This is a genomic window from Nostoc sp. KVJ20 (genome assembly GCF_001712795.1).
GTDB lineage: Bacteria > Cyanobacteriota > Cyanobacteriia > Cyanobacteriales > Nostocaceae > Nostoc.
In genome coordinates, this window is record NZ_KV757658.1 from 184,409 (window position 1) to 201,984 (window position 17,576).

At 44.0% G+C, this 17,576-nt stretch carries 15 protein-coding genes and 2 pseudogenes; 10 read left to right on the forward strand and 7 right to left on the reverse strand.

Going from position 1 to position 17,576, the window contains the following annotated elements:
* Positions 1–246: 246 nt before the first annotated feature.
* Positions 247–3,357: pseudogene (locus A4S05_RS24500) on the forward strand (DNA methyltransferase); the annotation flags it as partial.
* A 165-nt stretch (positions 3,358–3,522) separates the two neighbouring features.
* On the opposite strand, the gene A4S05_RS44315 reads toward A4S05_RS24500, so the two are convergent.
* A complete protein-coding gene (locus A4S05_RS44315; protein ID WP_370684486.1) occupies positions 3,523–3,690 on the reverse strand; it encodes a 4Fe-4S binding protein in 168 nt (55 codons plus the stop codon).
* Between the two features lie 288 nt (positions 3,691–3,978).
* Here A4S05_RS44315 and drmA point away from each other — a divergent pair, with 288 nt between their 5' ends.
* From drmA to A4S05_RS40575, 9 genes are all read left to right on the forward strand, one after another.
* On the forward strand, positions 3,979–7,401 hold the full coding sequence (gene drmA / locus A4S05_RS24505; RefSeq protein ID WP_069072378.1) for a DISARM system helicase DrmA: 3,423 nt from the start codon (positions 3,979–3,981) through the stop codon (positions 7,399–7,401).
* Positions 7,401–9,287 carry a DUF1998 domain-containing protein gene (gene drmB, locus A4S05_RS24510; RefSeq protein ID WP_069072379.1) on the forward strand — a complete coding sequence of 629 codons (1,887 nt, stop codon included), beginning with the start codon at positions 7,401–7,403 and terminating at the stop codon, positions 9,285–9,287. Before drmA ends, drmB begins: the two co-directional genes overlap by 1 nt.
* Positions 9,287–10,084, forward strand: a complete 798-nt coding sequence (gene drmC / locus A4S05_RS24515) for a DISARM system phospholipase D-like protein DrmC (protein ID WP_069072380.1) — start codon at positions 9,287–9,289, stop codon at positions 10,082–10,084. Before drmB ends, drmC begins: the two co-directional genes overlap by 1 nt.
* A 19-nt stretch (positions 10,085–10,103) precedes the next feature.
* Positions 10,104–11,945 (forward strand): GmrSD restriction endonuclease domain-containing protein, encoded by a 1,842-nt coding sequence (locus A4S05_RS24520; protein ID WP_069072381.1) that lies wholly within the window; start codon positions 10,104–10,106, stop codon positions 11,943–11,945.
* 554 nt (positions 11,946–12,499) lie between these two features.
* On the forward strand, positions 12,500–12,670 hold the full coding sequence (locus A4S05_RS41965; RefSeq protein WP_176727090.1) for a hypothetical protein: 171 nt from the start codon (positions 12,500–12,502) through the stop codon (positions 12,668–12,670).
* Between the two features lie 361 nt (positions 12,671–13,031).
* Entirely contained in the window at positions 13,032–13,172 is a 141-nt protein-coding gene (locus tag A4S05_RS41970; protein ID WP_176727091.1) for a DUF6985 domain-containing protein, read from the forward strand.
* Between the two features lie 514 nt (positions 13,173–13,686).
* Positions 13,687–13,947, forward strand: coding sequence for a hypothetical protein (locus tag A4S05_RS24535; RefSeq protein WP_084227244.1), 261 nt, complete (start codon positions 13,687–13,689; stop codon positions 13,945–13,947).
* A gap of 169 nt (positions 13,948–14,116) precedes the next feature.
* Positions 14,117–14,758 (forward strand): hypothetical protein, encoded by a 642-nt coding sequence (locus A4S05_RS24540; protein WP_069072385.1) that lies wholly within the window; start codon positions 14,117–14,119, stop codon positions 14,756–14,758.
* A gap of 48 nt (positions 14,759–14,806) precedes the next feature.
* Positions 14,807–14,959, forward strand: a complete 153-nt coding sequence (locus A4S05_RS40575) for a beta-lactamase family protein (RefSeq protein ID WP_141699794.1) — start codon at positions 14,807–14,809, stop codon at positions 14,957–14,959.
* Here A4S05_RS40575 and A4S05_RS43585 read toward each other — a convergent pair.
* The 6 genes and pseudogenes from A4S05_RS43585 to A4S05_RS24560 all read right to left on the reverse strand — a co-directional run bounded on the left by A4S05_RS43585 (position 14,944) and on the right by A4S05_RS24560 (position 17,425).
* Positions 14,944–15,324, reverse strand: a complete 381-nt coding sequence (locus A4S05_RS43585) for a glutathione binding-like protein (RefSeq protein WP_256091151.1) — start codon at positions 15,322–15,324, stop codon at positions 14,944–14,946. The genes A4S05_RS40575 and A4S05_RS43585 overlap by 16 nt on opposite strands.
* A gap of 78 nt (positions 15,325–15,402) precedes the next feature.
* Positions 15,403–15,576 (reverse strand): annotated as a pseudogene (locus A4S05_RS43590) (glutathione S-transferase N-terminal domain-containing protein); the annotation flags it as partial.
* 109 nt (positions 15,577–15,685) lie between these two features.
* Positions 15,686–16,120, reverse strand: a complete 435-nt coding sequence (locus A4S05_RS24550; RefSeq protein WP_069072387.1) for a VOC family protein — start codon at positions 16,118–16,120, stop codon at positions 15,686–15,688.
* A 72-nt stretch (positions 16,121–16,192) separates the two neighbouring features.
* Complete coding sequence (locus A4S05_RS43595; protein WP_256091137.1) at positions 16,193–16,324, reverse strand: hypothetical protein; 132 nt, start codon at positions 16,322–16,324, stop codon at positions 16,193–16,195.
* 42 nt (positions 16,325–16,366) lie between these two features.
* Positions 16,367–16,777, reverse strand: coding sequence for a VOC family protein (locus A4S05_RS24555; protein WP_069072388.1), 411 nt, complete (start codon positions 16,775–16,777; stop codon positions 16,367–16,369).
* Between the two features lie 216 nt (positions 16,778–16,993).
* On the reverse strand, positions 16,994–17,425 hold the full coding sequence (locus tag A4S05_RS24560) for a YciI family protein (protein ID WP_069072389.1): 432 nt from the start codon (positions 17,423–17,425) through the stop codon (positions 16,994–16,996).
* Positions 17,426–17,576 lie beyond the last annotated feature (151 nt).

Sequence of the window (17,576 nt, forward strand, 5' to 3'; positions counted from 1 at the left end):
GTGGTTAATCGCAATGTGGTGGAACTGCAACAAACACTCGCTACAGTTGCCAGACGTGAACCTCTGCCCGGTGATAGCAAGGAAACCTTTGGAATTGACGACTTTCCTGCTTTTACGATCAATGTTTTAGGTTGGCAGGCAGAAGATTTAGTTGCCAGTCCAGAAGAATTTGCGATCGCACTCCCAGATTACAACGAAGTTTTGACCCCCACGTATGCTGTACCCGACCCAAATGGCGGTTGGATGATGTTGGTACAGGTGCTTCCTGATGGTACTGAACTGGACAATGCAGGCGCGGAGGATAGTAAATCTACTGGTTGGCACGCCAGCCCCCAGTCTAAGTTTGAGCGGCTTTTGAAAGAAACGAAAGTTTATACTGGGCTATTGTGCAACGGTACAGAATTGCGTTTGGTTTATGCACCACTTGGTGAGTCATCGGGACACCTGACTTTTCCTGTACAGGCAATGTGTGAGGTATCTGGGCGGCTGATTTTGGGTGCAATGGAAATGTTACTCTCGGCTGACCGACTGTTTAATGTCCCTAGCGATCGCCGTTTGTCTGCAATCCTGGAAAAAAGCCGCAAATATCAAAACGATGTCTCTATTAAGCTTGCAGAGCAGGTATTAGAGGCATTATGGGATTTACTGCGCGGCTTCCAAATAGCAGATGCAACTACTAAAAGCGGCTTAATAAGTGATATTGCCACGACTGCACCCCAGCATATTTACGGTGGGCTGATTACTGTTTTGCTGCGGTTAGTGTTTCTGCTTTACGCTGAAGATCGGGGACTGATGTCTCAAGATGCAGTTTATACACGCTACTACTCAGTTAGTGGACTTTACGAGCGCTTGCGAGAAGATGCAGGCAACTACCCAGATACAATGGATCAGAGGTATGGTGCTTGGGCATGGTTGCTGAGTCTGTTCCGTTTGGTTTACGACGGCGGCGGTCATGCTGATTTGTACTTACCTGCTCGTCATGGGCAACTATTTGACCCAGATGAATATCCGTTTTTAGAAGGTCGTCTCCAGTCTACAGAATATCAAACAGGGGAAAGTCTTGAACCCCCTCGCGTTTCAGACGGGGTAATTCACAGGGTATTGCAAGGGTTGCTGGTACTGGATGGAGAACGTCTGTCTTACCGTTCTCTGGATGTTGAACAAATTGGTTCCGTTTATACCGCAATTATGGGCTACGAGGTAGAAAGAGCAAGTAGTCCTGCTATCGGTGTTTGGAGTAAACCCAAAGGTTCTAAATCTTCGGTAACAGTTGTTGTCAGCGTTGAGGAAGTTCTCAAAACTAAGGTGGGAGAACGGGCTAAATATTTAAAGGATGTTGCAGGTTGCGAAATTACTGGTAAATCCCTAACAGAGTTAAAGGATGCGAGGACAGCAGAGGATGTAGTGGCGGCTTTAGGACGGAAGGTATCACCGAAAACGCCGAGTTTAATGTCTGTGGGTTCTCTGTATTTGCAACCGGGGGAAGAACGGCGGCGTAGTGGTTCTCATTATACGCCTCGTGCTTTGACTGAGCCGATTGTTAAAGAAACTCTCAGACCGATTTTATCGGCTTTGGGAGAAAACCCCACACCAGAGCAGATTTTAGAGTTGAAAGTTTGTGATTTGGCGATGGGTTCGGGTGCATTCTTGGTAGAAAGTTGTCGTCAGTTGGCAGATAAATTAGTTGAAGCGTGGAATAAGCAAAACGTATTACCTGAAATTCCAATTGATGAAGAACCATTACTTTATGCGCGGCGATTAGTAGCGCAACGGTGTTTGTATGGTGTGGATAAAAACCCCTTTGCGGTGAATTTGGCTAAATTATCGCTGTGGCTGGCGACTTTGGCGAAAGCTCATCCTTTTACTTTTTTAGACCATGCGTTGAAATGGGGAGATTCTTTAGTTGGGTTAACCTCTCAACAAATTCAAACGTTTAATTGGGATGAAGACAAGACTTATAAAGACCCAAACTTACCTTTGTTTAATCTAGCAATGGAGAAAGCGAAGTTTTATCGCAATGGAATTCACAATTTGGATGAAGATGATTATGCAGCCAAACGCGATTTTTACGAAAATATAGAAACAGAGTTGGGGAATATTCGGCTAAAAGGGGATTTAGTTATTGCTTCATTTTTCGCCAAAGATAAGGACAAGGCGAGAAAAGATGAGCGTGATAATTCATGGTTGAAGTTTTATCAATGGCAGAAAAATCAGGAAGATGATTTAGATGTTAGGCGGATTTGTGCAGAGTTGCGGTCTGGTGAGAAACCAGTTCCGGTTTTTAATTGGGAGATTGAATTTCCTGAAGTATTTGGTAGGGAGAATCCGGGATTTGATGCGATTGTTGGTAATCCACCTTTTTTGGGTGGTAAACGTATTAGTACAGTATTCGGTGATGGTTATAGAGATTGGTTGCCTGTTGTACATCCTGAAACAAATAGCAATGGTGACTTAGTGGCGCATTTTTTCCGACGAGCATTTAGCCTTTTACGTCAATCTGGATGTTTTGGATTAATTGCCACAAATACTATTGCCCAAGGAGATACTCGCAGCACAGGTTTGAGATATATCTGTGAGCAAGGTGGTGCAATTTACAATGCTCAAAAGCGGATGAAGTGGCCGGGTTTAGCGGCGGTTGTTGTGAGTGTTATTCATGTTTTTAAGGGTCAATACGAAAATAGAAAATTGCTAGATGGACGAGAGGTTAACTTAATTTCTGCGTTTCTATTTCATACTGGTGGTAATGAAAATCCCAAAGTGTTATTGGTAAATGCTGAAAAAAGCTTTCAGGGTAGCATCGTATTAGGAATGGGTTTTACATTTGATGATTCCAATACTGATGCAACACCTATTGCAGAAATGCAACGTTTGATTGAAAAAAATAAGAAAAATGCAGAGTTAATTTTTCCTTACATGGGTGGGGAAGAAGTAAATACTAGCCCAACCCATATCCATCATCGCTATGTAATTAATTTTGGAGAAATGAGTGAAGCTGAAGCCAGAGAATATCCTGACTTATATGGGATAGTCAAAGAAAAAGTTTTCCCAGAAAGAAAGAATAAGCCAGGAAGCTATAGCCGTCAGTGGTGGCTTTTTGGAAGAAGAAACCAACAAGGAAATAAAGCGATCGCTCCTCTTAAGAGTGTATTAGTAATTTCTCGTGTTGGTCAGCATGGTTCATTCACTTTTCTACCTAATAAAATAGTTTATTCTGACTCACTTGTTGTTATTGCGATTGATAGTTTTTCTGCATTTTCGACATTACAATCTCGTCCTCACGAAATTTGGGCTAGGTTTCTGGGTTCATCCATGAAAGATGACCTCCGTTACACCCCCTCAGATTGCTTTGAAACCTTCCCCTTCCCCGAAAATTGGGAAACCAACGCCGCCCTAGAAGCAGTAGGTAAAACCTACTACGAATACCGCGCCGCCTTAATGGTTCGCAACAACCAGGGACTCACCGACACATACAACCGCTTCCACGATCCCGACGAACGCCACCCTGATATTTTACAACTACGCTTACTCCACGCCCAATGCGATCGCGCTGTCCTTGATGCTTACGGCTGGACAGATATTTCCACAGAATGCACCTTCCTGCTTGACTACGAAGACGAAGAAGACGACGAAAACACCAGCAAACGCCAGAAGAAAAAGCCTTGGCGCTACCGTTGGCCAGAAGAAATTCACGACGAAGTATTAGCCCGTTTACTCGAACTCAACCAGCAACGCGCCGAAGCGGAAATTTTAGGCGGTAAAGCTGCTGAGAAATCCAAGGCAAAAGGGAATACTAAAAAAGTAGCAAAATCTCGCAAGGCGACGGAAACGACTTTAACTATTCCTGATTTTCCCTCTACTTCTATGTGACAGGTTCAACGTTAGCTATACCGATGAATTCCCAAAAAAGCATAGCCATCCTAAATCATTTATGAACACTTACTGTTCCCTGTTCCCTATTCCCTGTTCCCTGCCCTCATTATGACCACATCTGCCGAAGTGCGATCGCATCTAATCCGCGCCATGCAACTAGACTTGGTGGGGCCAACCCCTGATGATGTTGAATATGCCGAAGAAATCCTCACCCAAGCTCCTTCTAAGTGGTATCTTACAGGTTTTTTAGTACCTTTTGGAGCGCCTGTTGAAGTGCGATCGGACGAAACAGCAGACGACACACTCGAACAACTTAGTAGCAGTGATACTAATGAAGATGCCAATGCTCCCGAAGCCTCCTCAGCCCGTAAAGCTCACTTTCCTTCTTCCATTGGCTTGAGCTTTCTTCTACTAGAAAATACCACAGAACTGAATATAACTGTGCAGTGGGGTGACTACCAATTTCTTGAAAGCGAAACAGAATTAGATGATAGCGAGAATCCCCAGTCAGCCAAGCAAGAATTATGGCAACGCTCTCCTCATTGCATTAGTATGCCTATTTCCTTGCTGGGAAATCAGCGAAAAATTCAGATTGAAGTTCCAGACAGCAACGGCTTAAAGTTATTTGTGTCAAATCGGGCTGTAGCTTCATCACCTCAACAAAAACTCCCTGTTGGTACGCGTTCAGTTTCAGTATTCTTAGTTAACTACCGCAGCAACAATCCCAACCAAAAGCACGACATCAGTTTTATTTTTCAAGCCTGCCTCACCATCCGCACAGCTGACGCTTTTGTATCCCGCCCAAACTTGCGGGGGCAAAACAGCCAAGACAGAGACGAAGCGGTGTCAAGCCTGCAATACCGCAACGATTGCGAATATGCTGTTGGACACAACGTTTCTGCTATTACTATCCTTAGCTCGAATCATATCTGTCAAGAAATTCGTACTAACTGGATGCCCACAGCAGAGGTGGCCAGAGTAGAACCAGCAGAAATTCCGGGGCTAGAACTAGGCATGGAAGCGTTGGCTAAGGCAAAAGACGCGGCAACAATCTCTCAGATGGTTTACCCAATGGTGACTGCATATACTGACTGGATTGCCCAACAGCAAGCCGCAGCCCCTACTGAACCGCACCAGAGAAAAATTGCTAGTGAATTATTAACCACAGCTAGCAGGATTAAGCAACGCATAGCCGCCGGATTACAAGCTTTAGACGATCCTCTGGTGTTAGAAGCTTTTCAAATTGCTAACCAAGCCTTAGCAACTGCCAGAAGACAACGCCTAACTCACGATAATCCAGACAAATCCCCTGAAGACTTTTCACCACCGAAGTGGCGACCTTTCCAGCTAGCTTTTCTGCTGTTGAACATCCTGAGCATTGCTCAACCAGAACATCCAGATCGGGAAATAGTAGATTTGCTGTTCTTTCCCACAGGTGGCGGCAAAACCGAAGCCTATTTAGGGTTGGCAGCCTTCACTCTGGTGCTGCGTCGTCTGCGCGATCCTAGTATCCACTCTGCTGGTGTCAGCGTTCTCATGCGCTACACTCTGCGCCTCCTGACCCTAGACCAATTGGAAAGAGCTGCAACCCTCGTCTGTGCCTTAGAACTAGAACGTCAGCAAAATCCTAGACTAGGTAAGCATCCCTTTGAGATTGGGTTGTGGGTTGGGCAGGGTGCCACACCCAATAAAATGGGTAAAAAAGGCGACAAAGATAATTCAGCTTGGGCGCGGACTCAAGAATTTGATCGGCATTATCCTCATAAACCGAAGCCGATTCCCCTAGAAAGGTGTCCTTGGTGTGGCACGGAATTGAAAGCGCGATCGTTTCAACTTTTACCACTTGCTGATGCACCTACTGACCTGCGGGTAATCTGCGACAATCGGAAAAAACACGCAGATGGTAAACCTGCTTGTATATTTAAAGGCAACAACCCCTTACCCATCGTTGCCGTAGATGAACAAATCTATCGACGGCTTCCTTGCTTCATAATTTCCACCGTTGATAAATTTGCGAATCTGCCTTGGGTTGGTCAAACTGGAGCGCTATTTGGCAAGGTAACTCATTTTGATGAAAAAGTAGGATTCACTGGGCCAGCTGATGCTAAAACCAAAGGTCGAGCCTTAGACAAAAATTTACCTCCACCAGATTTGATTATTCAAGACGAATTGCACTTGATTTCTGGGCCTCTGGGAACAATGGTGGGATTATACGAAACGGTTATCGATGTTCTGTGTAGTGTGACGCACAATGATAAAACTATCCGACCGAAGATTATTGCTTCCACTGCTACAGTCCGCCGTGCGGAGCGCCAAATTCAAGCTTTGTTTAGTCACAGCCAGGTAGATATTTTTCCGCCTCCTGGGCCCGATCGCCACGACTCCTTTTTTGCCGAAACCGTACCAATTACTAAAACACCGGGACGGCTTTATGTCGGAGTTGTAGCCCAAGGACGCAGCCTTAAAGTAGTTCTGTTACGAGCATACTTAGCCCTGTTGGGAGCAGCTAAACAAGCTTGGGAAGATGCCGGCGGAAAAACAAATCCGCATAATCCTGCTGACCCTTATATGACACTGCTAGGTTATTTTAATTCCCTGCGGGAATTGGGTGGTAGTCGCCGCCTAGTGGAAGATGAGGTAAACTCCCGCCTGAGTCATTATGGCGATCGCCGTCGCTACCAAGAACCGTTTAGCTTATTTTGCGATCGCAAAATTGATGATGAACCAGAAGAATTAACCTCTCGCATCAGCACTAACAAAGTTGCTAATACCAAACGTCGTCTAGCTTTACCTTTTCATGAGAAAGAAAGAGTTGATATTGCCCTAGCAACTAACATGATTTCCGTAGGGCTAGATATCACGCGCTTAGGGCTGATGGTAGTTTTAGGACAGCCGAAAACCACTGCCGAATACATCCAAGCCACCAGCCGCGTCGGTCGAGAAGCTGAAAAACCTGGTTTAGTCGTTACCTTACTCAACATTCACCGACCGCGCGATCGCTCTCACTACGAACGTTTTCAAATCTGGCATGATACTTTCTACCGCACAGTGGAAGCAAGTAGCGTTACTCCCTTCTCACCCCGCGCCATCGATCGGGGTTTATCAGGTGTTACCGTTGCCCTTGCCAGATTAGGTAATGCAGAGATGACAGCGCCTCTAGGTGCTGCTCAAATTAGCCAACATCGCCTGCTTTTAGATTTTGTGGTGGATGCGATCGTTAAACGTGCAGAAGGACATAGCCCTTTAAAAGCCGATGAAGCCGAAAGTCTGCGTCAAGAAATCCGGCGACAAGTTATAGACCGTTTAGATACATGGCAACATATTGCCGTGCAAGACCAACGCCTACAATATCAACGCAATGAAATAGAGATGGCAGCCCCTTTACTACTTGATGCCCTTGACCCCAAGGCGGACAAAGAAAGTAGCGATCGGCAAAAATTCAAAGCCCAACGCAGCTTGCGAGATGTCGAGCCAGTAGTGAAACTTTTTGTGCGTGACCCTGTTGGTTTAGAAATAGAGGAAGAGGTTTAATGAAGAAGTCAAATAATAAAATAAAACCACAAGCAGAAATCCGCCAAAGCCAGCTTTTATCAACCTTTGGCCCAGGAGCGATGGTAGATTTACCTAAATACTCGGTAGTAATTGGGGGATTGACCTACTGGAAAGGCGAAATGCAGCCTATTCGTGAAGACCGTTTGAAAGATAAAGTTTGCGAAATGCTGCAAGTTAAGAATATCGAACTATTTAGTCCACCAAGAGAGACTTCAGACCCTAATATGCCCCTCACTGGTGTGGATGCATTTATTTTTCCTGCTTGGTTTGTAGCTCAAGTCGATCAAACCATTCGCTTCAACGGGAAAGATTATCGTACCCGTCCCCTAGCTAACTGGCGAACAGTCAAGGAGGGATCAAAATTTGAAGGACAGCGCGTGTCATACGTACCAGTCCGCTTTGTGCAAGCTTGTATAAATGGACATCTGAGCGATATAGACTGGTACGCCTTTGCCCATAATGATTTTAAAACCACCTGTCGGGGACAACTGTGGCTAGATGAAGGTGGCTCTGGCAATGACTTTGAAGAAATTTTTGTGCGCTGTGATGGCTGTAAAAAAGCCCGTCGTCCACTTTCCATAGCTAAAGCCAAAAATTCCAAAGTTTTCGGACAATGCCAAGGGCATCGTCCTTGGCTGGGTGCTAAAGCTCAGGAACCATGTTGGGTCTGTGTCCCAGATAAATCAGGTAATATTGTCCAAACCAACGAACCAGAACATAACCGTCTTTTGGTACGTTCTGCTAGTAATGCTTATTTTGCTCAAACCCTCAGCGTGATTTCGATTCCAGATGCTGATGAGCAATTGAAAAAAGTAGTGGATCGCCATTACTTACAGGATTTGGAATATTTGGAAGACTTAGATGAAGTGCAAAAAAATCTGAAAAGGAATCCTAAGTATGCTGACTTAACTAAATTTGGAGCAGAGGTGGTTTGGGCAGAAATTCAACGCCGTCAAAGTGGAAGAAGCAGCGATTCTAAAACCATCAAACAAGTAGAAATTGAAGCCTTACTTTCTTGTTCAGCAGAAATAGGTACTTCTAATGACGAGTTTTACGCTAGTAAACGCAAGTTAGATAATTTCAATCCTGCACTATTGCCATTTATAGAACAGGTAGTGTTGGTGCATCGTCTGCGAGAAGTGATTGCCCAAGTTGGCTTTACCCGTTTTGAGGCATCCATCCCTAATATTGAAGGAGAAATTGATGATTTAAGCATTAATGTGCGGCGTGCTGATTTGGATTTTGAACGTCAATGGGTGCCTGCGATTGAGAATAAAGGCGAAGGGGTGTTTATTGCCTTCAACAAACAAGCTGTTAAAGATTGGCAGCAACGGAAGGCTGTTAAACAACAGGGGCAAAAATTAGAAAGGGGTTTCAATGTCTGGCGCGATCGCAAAGGCATTCCCCCTGAAAAAGCCATTTTCCCTGGACTTCCTTATATCATGCTCCATTCCCTATCACACCTCTTAATTACAGCAGTGTCTTTGGAGTGTGGTTATGCAGCTAGTTCAATTCGTGAACGCATCTATGCCAGTGATGCAGGTTATGGCATCCTTTTATATACTGGTTCTCCCGGTTCTGAGGGGACTTTAGGGGGACTTGTACAAGTAGGAAATCAACTTGAAGAACATTTGAATGTTGCCCTAGAGTTGGGAAAACTTTGCTCTAACGATCCAGTATGCGCTCAACATCAACCAGACAACGTACAAGAGGAAAGATTTTTACACGGATCTGCTTGTCACGGATGCCTACTGATCGCGGAAACTTCCTGCGAACGCCGCAATGAGTTTCTCGATAGAGCATTAGTTGTGGCTACTGTTGAAGGACTAGGAGCAGAATTCTTTCCAGATCAGGTACTTGTTTAATGGGTTTTCTCAACCTCAGTCGTCCAGTCCTTGTTAATTTGGCAGCAGCTTTAGAAACTGGCAGACTTTCCCCGCCCTTTTCTATATCCAATGTAGCTAACTACATCCCTGCGGCTTTAAATCGAGACATAGTTGATGAACTCAACCGCCTCAATGTCATCGGCGTACATTCTCAGCATATTGCTTATACGCTGCGACTGCTGGCAGAAGAACGAAGTACATCCCAAGCAGTAAGCGATCGCGTTGATTTGGTTTGGACTGGCCCAGAAATTGCTGGTTCTCAAAGCCGTGACACTGGGGTTGTTGTGCGCGAGTTGTTTAGCACTGCCAAAATAAGCGTTCTCATTTCTAGTTTTGCTATTGATAAAAAACAAAAAGCACGAGAGTTATTTATGGTGCTGGCAGAACGCATGGATTTTAACCCAGAATTAAATGTGCGAATGTTTCTTAACGTTAATCGACCACACAATAATGAAGTACCAACATCTACTTTACTACGGGAGTTTGCCAGTAGTTTTCGCCAAGATATTTGGCCAGGAAAAAGACTACCTGAAGTGTTTCACGATCCGCGATCGCTGATGGTGGGTGTGGAATCAAAAGCTTGTTTACACGCCAAGTGTGTTGTTGTAGATAAGCAGCGTGTGCTTGTGACATCCGCCAATTTTACAGAAGCGGCTCACGAGCGCAATATCGAAGCTGGTGTATTACTAAACGACCCAGTAACGGCTATTGCTTTGCAAATGCAATTTGAAAGCTTGGTTACAAGAAATATACTATGTCGAATTCCTGGAATTTAAATATTTAAAGTAACATCTTATGTCTACATTTGATTCTACCAAGACAAGTCTAGCCACTTTACTAAACGATATCGTAGTTGGCAAAATTCAACTGCCCGATTTTCAACGAGGGTGGGTTTGGGATGATGAACATATCCGCTCTCTGTTAGTAAGTATTGCTCGTGCCTTTCCTGTCGGAGCAATCATGTTACTAGAGGCAGGTGGTGATGCTAAGTTCAAAGCGCGTCCCATTGAAGGAGTAGAGCTAACAAAAGCAATACTTAGCAAATTAGAAAAGTTGATTCTTGATGGACAACAGAGACTGACTTCATTAACGCAAGTGTTAATGTTTACACAACCAGTACAAACTCGTGACTACAAGAAAAAATTACTTCATCGCTATTACTACATTGATATCGAAACAGCCCTATTAGGAAAAGAGCATTATGAAAGTGCGATTATTAGCGTTGATACTGATCGCACTGTGCGAGAAAACTTTGGACGTGATTTAAAGCTGGATCTCAGCACTCCAGAAAAGGAATATGAGAACTTTTACTTTCCTTGTAACCAGCTCCTTAACTCTGATGAGTGGGAGGAGGGATTGCTTGCCTACGACGTTACAAAGTTCGGGCGATATGCTCAATTCCGTAAACAGGTTGTGAATGAATTTCGTAACTATAACATTCCGATCATTGAACTCAGCAAGGAAAACAAGAAAGAAGCAGTCTGCCTTGTCTTTGAGAAAGTCAATACCGGAGGTGTTTCCCTCTCGGTATTTGAACTCATGACTGCCACTTACGCTATTGATGATGTAAACCTGCGGGATGAATGGTTTGGTAATGCTCACGAAGGTATCGAAGGTACTCAACCGCATCTAAGAAAGCAAAGTTTGTTACGCGAGGTTCAACCTACTGAGTTTCTTCAAGGATTGACACTACTGCATACTTGGGATAAACGAAGGGAAGACTTAAAGGCGGGAAAAACTGGCAAGCAAATAACAGGTGTGACTGCCAAGCGCGAAGCCGTTCTATCTTTAACTGTAGATGCTTACCAAAAATGGAAACAGCCTCTTACAGAGGGTTACTGGAAAGCAGCTAAATTTCTACGTCAAGAATCGTTTTTCTCTACCAACGATTTACCCTACCGTACCCAACTTGTTCCGCTTGCGGTAGTCATGGCATTCCTTGGCGATCGCTGGCTTGAACCTAAAATCTACGACAAAATCGCTCGTTGGTTTTGGTGTGGTATCCTCGGTGAACTGTACGGGGGGGCAGTTGAAACCCGTATAGCTCTAGATATTCAGGAACTTATAGATTGGATTGAGGGTGGCAAGGAAGAACCTTCGACTGTTATAGATGCTAACTTCCAGCCTACGCGTTTAGGTACTTTACGTTCCCGCAATAGCGCTGCATACAAAGGGATCAATGTCTTAGTTCAGCGTGAAGGTGCTCAAGACTTCTTCTGGAAAGTTGCTATACGAGATTTGGATGAAACCGATTGGGAGGAGCGCAAACTCGATATTCATCACATTTTCCCCAGGAATTGGTGTGATAAGAACGATATTCCCCCATCTCGCTATAACTCTATCCTCAACAAAACCCCAATATCCTTTAAAGCAAATCGCATGATTGGTGGTAAAGCTCCAAGTGAATATCTGGTTCAGCTTCAAAAGCATGACAGTGTTCAGCTAGACGATGCAGGTATGAATGCAATTCTGGCAACTCACCAAATCGATGCAATAAAACTTCGACAAGACGACTTTGAGGGTTTCATGGCATCGCGTCAACGGATGATACTTGGCAAAATTGAAGCTGCTATGGGCAAACCAGTCTTGGCTGTGGATGATTCAGCATTCAGCGATGTGACAGATGAAGAAGAGTGATTGGAGATAGATTAACTTCGCATTCAATGATGCTGTTTTAACATTCACATCGCTTACTCTCTTACTGCGTATTTGACCTTTTAAACCCTAATAATATGCCATGTAATGCTTGAAATCACCCCTCAGATTGTAATTGTGGTTTTGGAGGAGATGTTGGTGTTTATATTCATGGAAATATATCTAGCTTACTTAATAGTAATGAAAGACAATGCAAAGAATCAAAGGATAAAGTACAAGCAAAGACCTACTCAACTAAATGTAAAAAATGTGGGGAAGCTGTTTATTATCATACAAATGGTAACGGAGATTCAGTTTTCTTTAACAGCTTAGGATATCCCTGGCAGGTACACGGTTGTTGGTATGATTACTGGAAAGAAGAAAAGGCGAACCGTAAAGAACTAAGTGCTTTATCCCAATCAGTAGAATACTTCCTCAATCCTCAAAACACAGCAGAATGTAAATATGGAATTCTTGCAGGCGCTGTCCGAGGTTTAGCAGGGGTATCCTCTGGAACGATTTTTCCAGGTATCACTGAAGAGGAGGTAGCAAAATATATGAGTTTATCACTGAAAAAATTTAAAAAAGTGTATAGAGGACTTTATGTATTAACTCAATCAAGAGGAATACAATTATTTCGTCCACAAGTAAAACTTAAAAAAAAGCTAAAGGTGAATAAAAATGAAACCGTTTTGCGTTTGGTTTCTATTAAACATAGAGATGCTTGAAGCTTTACAAAATGCGACTTTTAGCAGATGCCCTGGCAAGCAAGTCTGCGAATAAGCGTGGATTTATACGGCTCAGTTATTTGCCCAGGGACACAAGAGACCGTGAAATTCGTGCTGATTGGGGGACACTTAAACTCAGGTAGTTATTATAGTTTACTCAAATTATTAGAGGAAAATATGCGACCGCTATTCAGGATCTAAAAATGAGAAATATTTTTTTTGTTTGCATTAATATTTAGTTTGGTTGTCGTTTTATCTTTATTAACTAGCAAAGCAGTTGCGTCCTTGAATCACCAAAAATTACTACCAGCACTCATAGCTGCTATTGGTCAAGATTTGTTACAGTATCGGGAAAATTTTGGTGACTATAACAGGAACAGCAAGGAATCACAGAGTTTTCTTTGTTGATGAGTGTGACTGGGACCCAGAACACGGCTTAGAAGTACGCTTTCGCAATGGAGTAGCAGACGATGCAGATCAGATAGGTGAAATAGGATGGTAAAAACTATATCGTTTAGCATAAAACCGTGGTGAATTGAAGCATATCGCTTATAGGCTGCGATCGCTGCCAGAGCAACCAAGTATGGTGCACAGTAAGAACAGTAAGGCCCATTCGTTTAGTAGAGGTACGCAACTATATTGCAACTGTATTGATCGTTTATGGCAAAAACCCCCACAGTGGCAACTATACCAGAGCGATCACGCGTAGGCTACCTCAGTGAGGGGGTTGGATTTCCTAACTCTGTTTTTAAGTCTTGGTTATTTGTTGTATGTGAGCAGCGTTTGGGGTTGGAGTTGAGGATAAATCGAAGTAGTAGGCAAAAGGTCTAATTTAATACATTATGTGTATCCAATTGATAAATTCCTCAGCAAGGGACTCGTATTTTCTATAGATTTGCTGTATCTTGTTTATTCCGTGCAATTATTAACACCCAATTTCTCCAAATTTTGCTGTCATCCAAATTTTCAGCCAATGCTTTTGGAGAGCAGTGAATGAAAACTTTTAATACATAGATATGAAGATCATCAAAAAATCCGACAAGCTGACTCTGAAGAAAATGATGGAAATCCAACACGCTGAAGACCAAAATCTTCAACCTGATAGCGTCAATTCTTCAGCCCTTATAGTTGATGAGCAACCAGCAGCAATTCTTTTTCCAAGAGAACCTGACTATATTCCATTCCTTGACAATCCTCCAGTACAGTCTGTTGGTAACTCTGGCTGGCAGATTTCTGACATTTGGCGGGATATCCGGGTGGATGATTTTTGTGGGTGATACTCCTGATAAATATAGGCAAAAAAGAATACGTTGCTTTTGTGGTGTACGTACTGTCACAAACAGGAGTTGCTCTTTGGTAAAGAAGTCTACCAAATAATCAACGATAGCATTAAAGTTGAGTGCGTAGACGTTTAGGCGGCAAGACGATAGACATTGCAATGGCTTAATGGGTAAACGAAAGACAAAACATCAGAAGACATCCTTCCCTTGGATGGTAGAAGAAGAAAATCTGTTCATTGCAAAGACTGGTAACGAAATAGTTACAGATGCTGGATGGGAGAAAATTTCATTTGAAGAAGCCAGAAAACTATTTAGTCCCGAAACATTTCAAGAATGGTACGAACTGTTCCTAGAAAATACAGATATTTCGGAAATACTTTCAGAATCTAACGTAGATATAGATTTAGATGATGAATCAGCAATAGATAACTTTTTACAAAGGAGCAACTGGACACCAAAACAAGTTAATTTAGTTGTAGCGAAGGCTATCTATAAAAATCATGCCTGGGTGAGAGCATTGCTGATTTCTACACCTGATGTTGAAGAACCCTACTTTCAAAATTATGAAATGGAGGCAATTCGTTTAGGAGTCCAATTGCGGAAATACATCAAAGAAGATATTCCAGTAATTAATGACTGCAAGAATGCTGTCAGACATTTACATGGAAGATATGCCCTCATTGGCTGGCAACCAAGAAATTGTGTGACAGCAGCTCACAACCTAAAAATATCTCAAGCAACTAAGGTTTACAATGAACTTCTCTGGGATGAAGATTGGGTAGATGAAGAAGACTGTTCAGGAGATTGACAGCTTTGATGATATCGTTGAAGTGACTTGGCTTTTGCTAGACAATGATTGCGTCTAGAAGCGATCGCAGCGCTGCAATTGGTAGAAGCTGGAAAAATTAACCTGGATGTCCTGGATGTCTCTGTAAAACAATATCTACCAGACTTCACTCTGGCTGATACCCAAACGGCTGATCAGATCGTGAATCATTGTGAGGTATGATTGAGACTTGCAAGTGCAGCTGCGATTCGCCCAGATGCCTTTGGTCGTTTGTACATTCGTTCCATGTAGTCCACCAGCGTGGGGAAAGTGGCGAGTAGCTGAACTTCGTTCGCCCAATCCAGTGTGTAAGCAAGCACAAAATCAGCCACTGTGACGTGTTCACCCACTACAAACTGCCGATCCAACAGATGGTTCTCTAAAACGACAGCCATACTGGTGAAGTCTTGCCGAGCGAGAGGTATTTCAGCAGGCAATCTCAACTCTTCTGGGTATATAAACGTGTGGCGAGCGATACGCCATAACGGCTGTTCCAATTCGGTGGCAGTAAAGAGGAGCCAACGATAAAGCTGTGCTCGCAGAAGCAAGTCTGTAGGTACCAGGTTAGATTCTGGGTACTTCTCACCGAGGTACAAAGCAATGGCTACGGATTCAGTGATGATGTGTTCGCCATCGATGAGTACAGGGAGCTTGCCAGTGGGATTAATGGTGAGAAAATCGGGTGTACGGTGTTCACCTGCCCGCATGTTGATGGAGATTGCTTCAAATTCCACCCCAAGTTCCTGGAGAATCCAGCGAACCCGAATTGATCGTGTGGGAGCAAATTCATAGAGTTTCATGAATCAACCTCAGTGATGTGCAAATATCTTTAATCTTCTTGTATGAATGGGTGTACTCATGTTTTGATGAGTTCGCAAATTTGTGTTCCACTGGTTGTTCTGTTGTGGTTTACACTCCTGCTCCTTCCCTTTTGGCCTCAACTGGATGGGTTGCTTCGGGTTCCATGTAAATCAGTTCCCAAATGTGACCATCTAAATCCTGAAATCCATGCGCGTACATAAATCCGTGGTCTTGAGGTTCGTTGTAGGTTGTGCCACCAGCAGCAACGGCTTCACGAACCAGCTGATCCACTTTTTCTCGGCTATCAACTGATAAGCACGTCAACACTTCGGTACTTTTTGTGGCATCGCAAATCGGGTTTGGCGTGAATGTTTTGAATTTCTCATGCGTCAAAAGCATCACAAAGATGGTTTCGGACACAATCATGCAGGTGGCCGTTTCATCGGTAAATTGGGGGTTGAACTGAAAGCCAAGTTTTGTGAAAAACTCGATCGATTGCTGGAGATATTTGACGGGTAGGTTGACGAAAATTTGAGTACTCATGGTTTCTCCTGGTGTAGTTAGTTGTTGGTCAGTGGTCAGTGGCTATTTGCAAAGGACAAAGGACGAATGGCACTAAGTTAATCGCAAAGCCTTGATGTAACTTGCTTTTTGAGTGTGGGGAGTGTGGGGGGTAAGACTTCTTCCCCGTCCTCCCACACCTCCCACACCATGCCCTGACCAGGTTTCAGCTTTTCTTAGTGCCATTTGACAAAGGGCAAAGGACGAATGACAGATGTTGGTATAGGCTCAGATAGTTTGTTCGCAGTTGATCATCCACGGTGTCCCAAACTGATCGGTCAACATGCCAAAGCGCGATGACCAGAACGTTTGCGCGATCGCCATCTTCACCTTGCCGTTTTCTGCTAGAGCGTGAAAAAGCCGTTCTGCCTCAGCGATTTCAGGAACGCTAATTTGTACGTAGAAACCTTGCGGGGTTTCAAAGTATCCTGGTGGGCAGTCAGATCCCATCAGGAGGCGATCATCTAGTTCAAGGCAAGCGTGCATGATTTTGTCCTGCCATTCCGGTGAGACATTTTCGGCGGAAGGCGCTTCTTTGTGTGTCATCATCATAGTCATCTTGCCACCCAGACATTGTTCATAGAACTTGAACGCTGCCTCACAGTTGCCGTTGAACATCAGGTAAGAATTGAGTTGCATTGATTTCTCCTTTTGTAATCGATTCTGCATTTTGATGAGCGGATCGTTCGCACATGAACATCATTAGACTTCTTGCATAAGTCGGGAAAAGGGGAAGGGGGAAGGGGGAAGGGGAAAAAGTTCTGTATTGTCCCCTTCCCCTTTAACCTTTACCCTTTTCCCCCTCTTGCAAAAAGCACTTTTGCAAGAGGTCTATTTGCGGGGTTGCTGATGACGTTACTCTTGCTGCTGCGTTTCAAGTTGAGCGCGAATGCGGTCTGACTGCTCCCTTAAGGCGGGTGTCAGGACTTCACCAAAATCCTCTGCCTCGAATACGGGACGAATCTCAATCTCGGAGTCTCCTGGCATAGGGTTAGGGCAACGCTTTACCCAAGCAACTGCCTCTTCCATTGAGTTCACCTGCCACAGCCAGTACCCTGCCACTAGCTCCTGCGCTGGAGTGAAAGGTCCCTGGGTGACGGTGCGATCGGTTCCTGAAAAGCGAACTCGCACCCCTTTTGAGCTAGGATGAAACCCCTCAGCGGCGAGCAAGATACCTGCCCTGGCTAATTCTTCGTTGTACTGCCCCATTTCAGTTAAAAGCTGTTCGCTCGGCATGACCCCAGTTTCGGAGTCTTGGGTTGCTTTGACAAAGACCATGACTTTCATTGTGAAATCTCCTGTTGAATGGTTTTGAGTTAGATTGCGAGGGGTTGGGTGTCAATACTGCACGCTTTGTGCATTTTCAACTCGGCATTGGGTTTGGGGAAAAGGTTAAAGGGTAAAGGTTAAAGGTTTTTTCTTTCCCCTTCCCCTTTTC

Bases quoted from the DNA above. Each gene is read 5' to 3' on its own strand.
- drmA (WP_069072378.1), top strand. From the start codon at position 3,979: ATGACCACATCTGCCGAAGTGCGATCGCATCTAATCCGCGCCATGCAA.
- drmB (WP_069072379.1), top strand. From the start codon at position 7,401: ATGAAGAAGTCAAATAATAAAATAAAACCACAAGCAGAAATCCGCCAA.
- drmC (WP_069072380.1), top strand. From the start codon at position 9,287: ATGGGTTTTCTCAACCTCAGTCGTCCAGTCCTTGTTAATTTGGCAGCA.
- A4S05_RS24520 (WP_069072381.1), top strand. From the start codon at position 10,104: ATGTCTACATTTGATTCTACCAAGACAAGTCTAGCCACTTTACTAAAC.
- A4S05_RS41965 (WP_176727090.1), top strand. From the start codon at position 12,500: ATGAGTTTATCACTGAAAAAATTTAAAAAAGTGTATAGAGGACTTTAT.
- A4S05_RS24535 (WP_084227244.1), top strand. From the start codon at position 13,687: ATGAAGATCATCAAAAAATCCGACAAGCTGACTCTGAAGAAAATGATG.
- A4S05_RS24540 (WP_069072385.1), top strand. From the start codon at position 14,117: ATGGGTAAACGAAAGACAAAACATCAGAAGACATCCTTCCCTTGGATG.
- A4S05_RS24550 (WP_069072387.1), bottom strand. From the start codon at position 16,120: ATGAGTACTCAAATTTTCGTCAACCTACCCGTCAAATATCTCCAGCAA.
- A4S05_RS43595 (WP_256091137.1), bottom strand. From the start codon at position 16,324: ATGGCACTAAGAAAAGCTGAAACCTGGTCAGGGCATGGTGTGGGAGGT.
- A4S05_RS24555 (WP_069072388.1), bottom strand. From the start codon at position 16,777: ATGCAACTCAATTCTTACCTGATGTTCAACGGCAACTGTGAGGCAGCG.
- A4S05_RS24560 (WP_069072389.1), bottom strand. From the start codon at position 17,425: ATGAAAGTCATGGTCTTTGTCAAAGCAACCCAAGACTCCGAAACTGGG.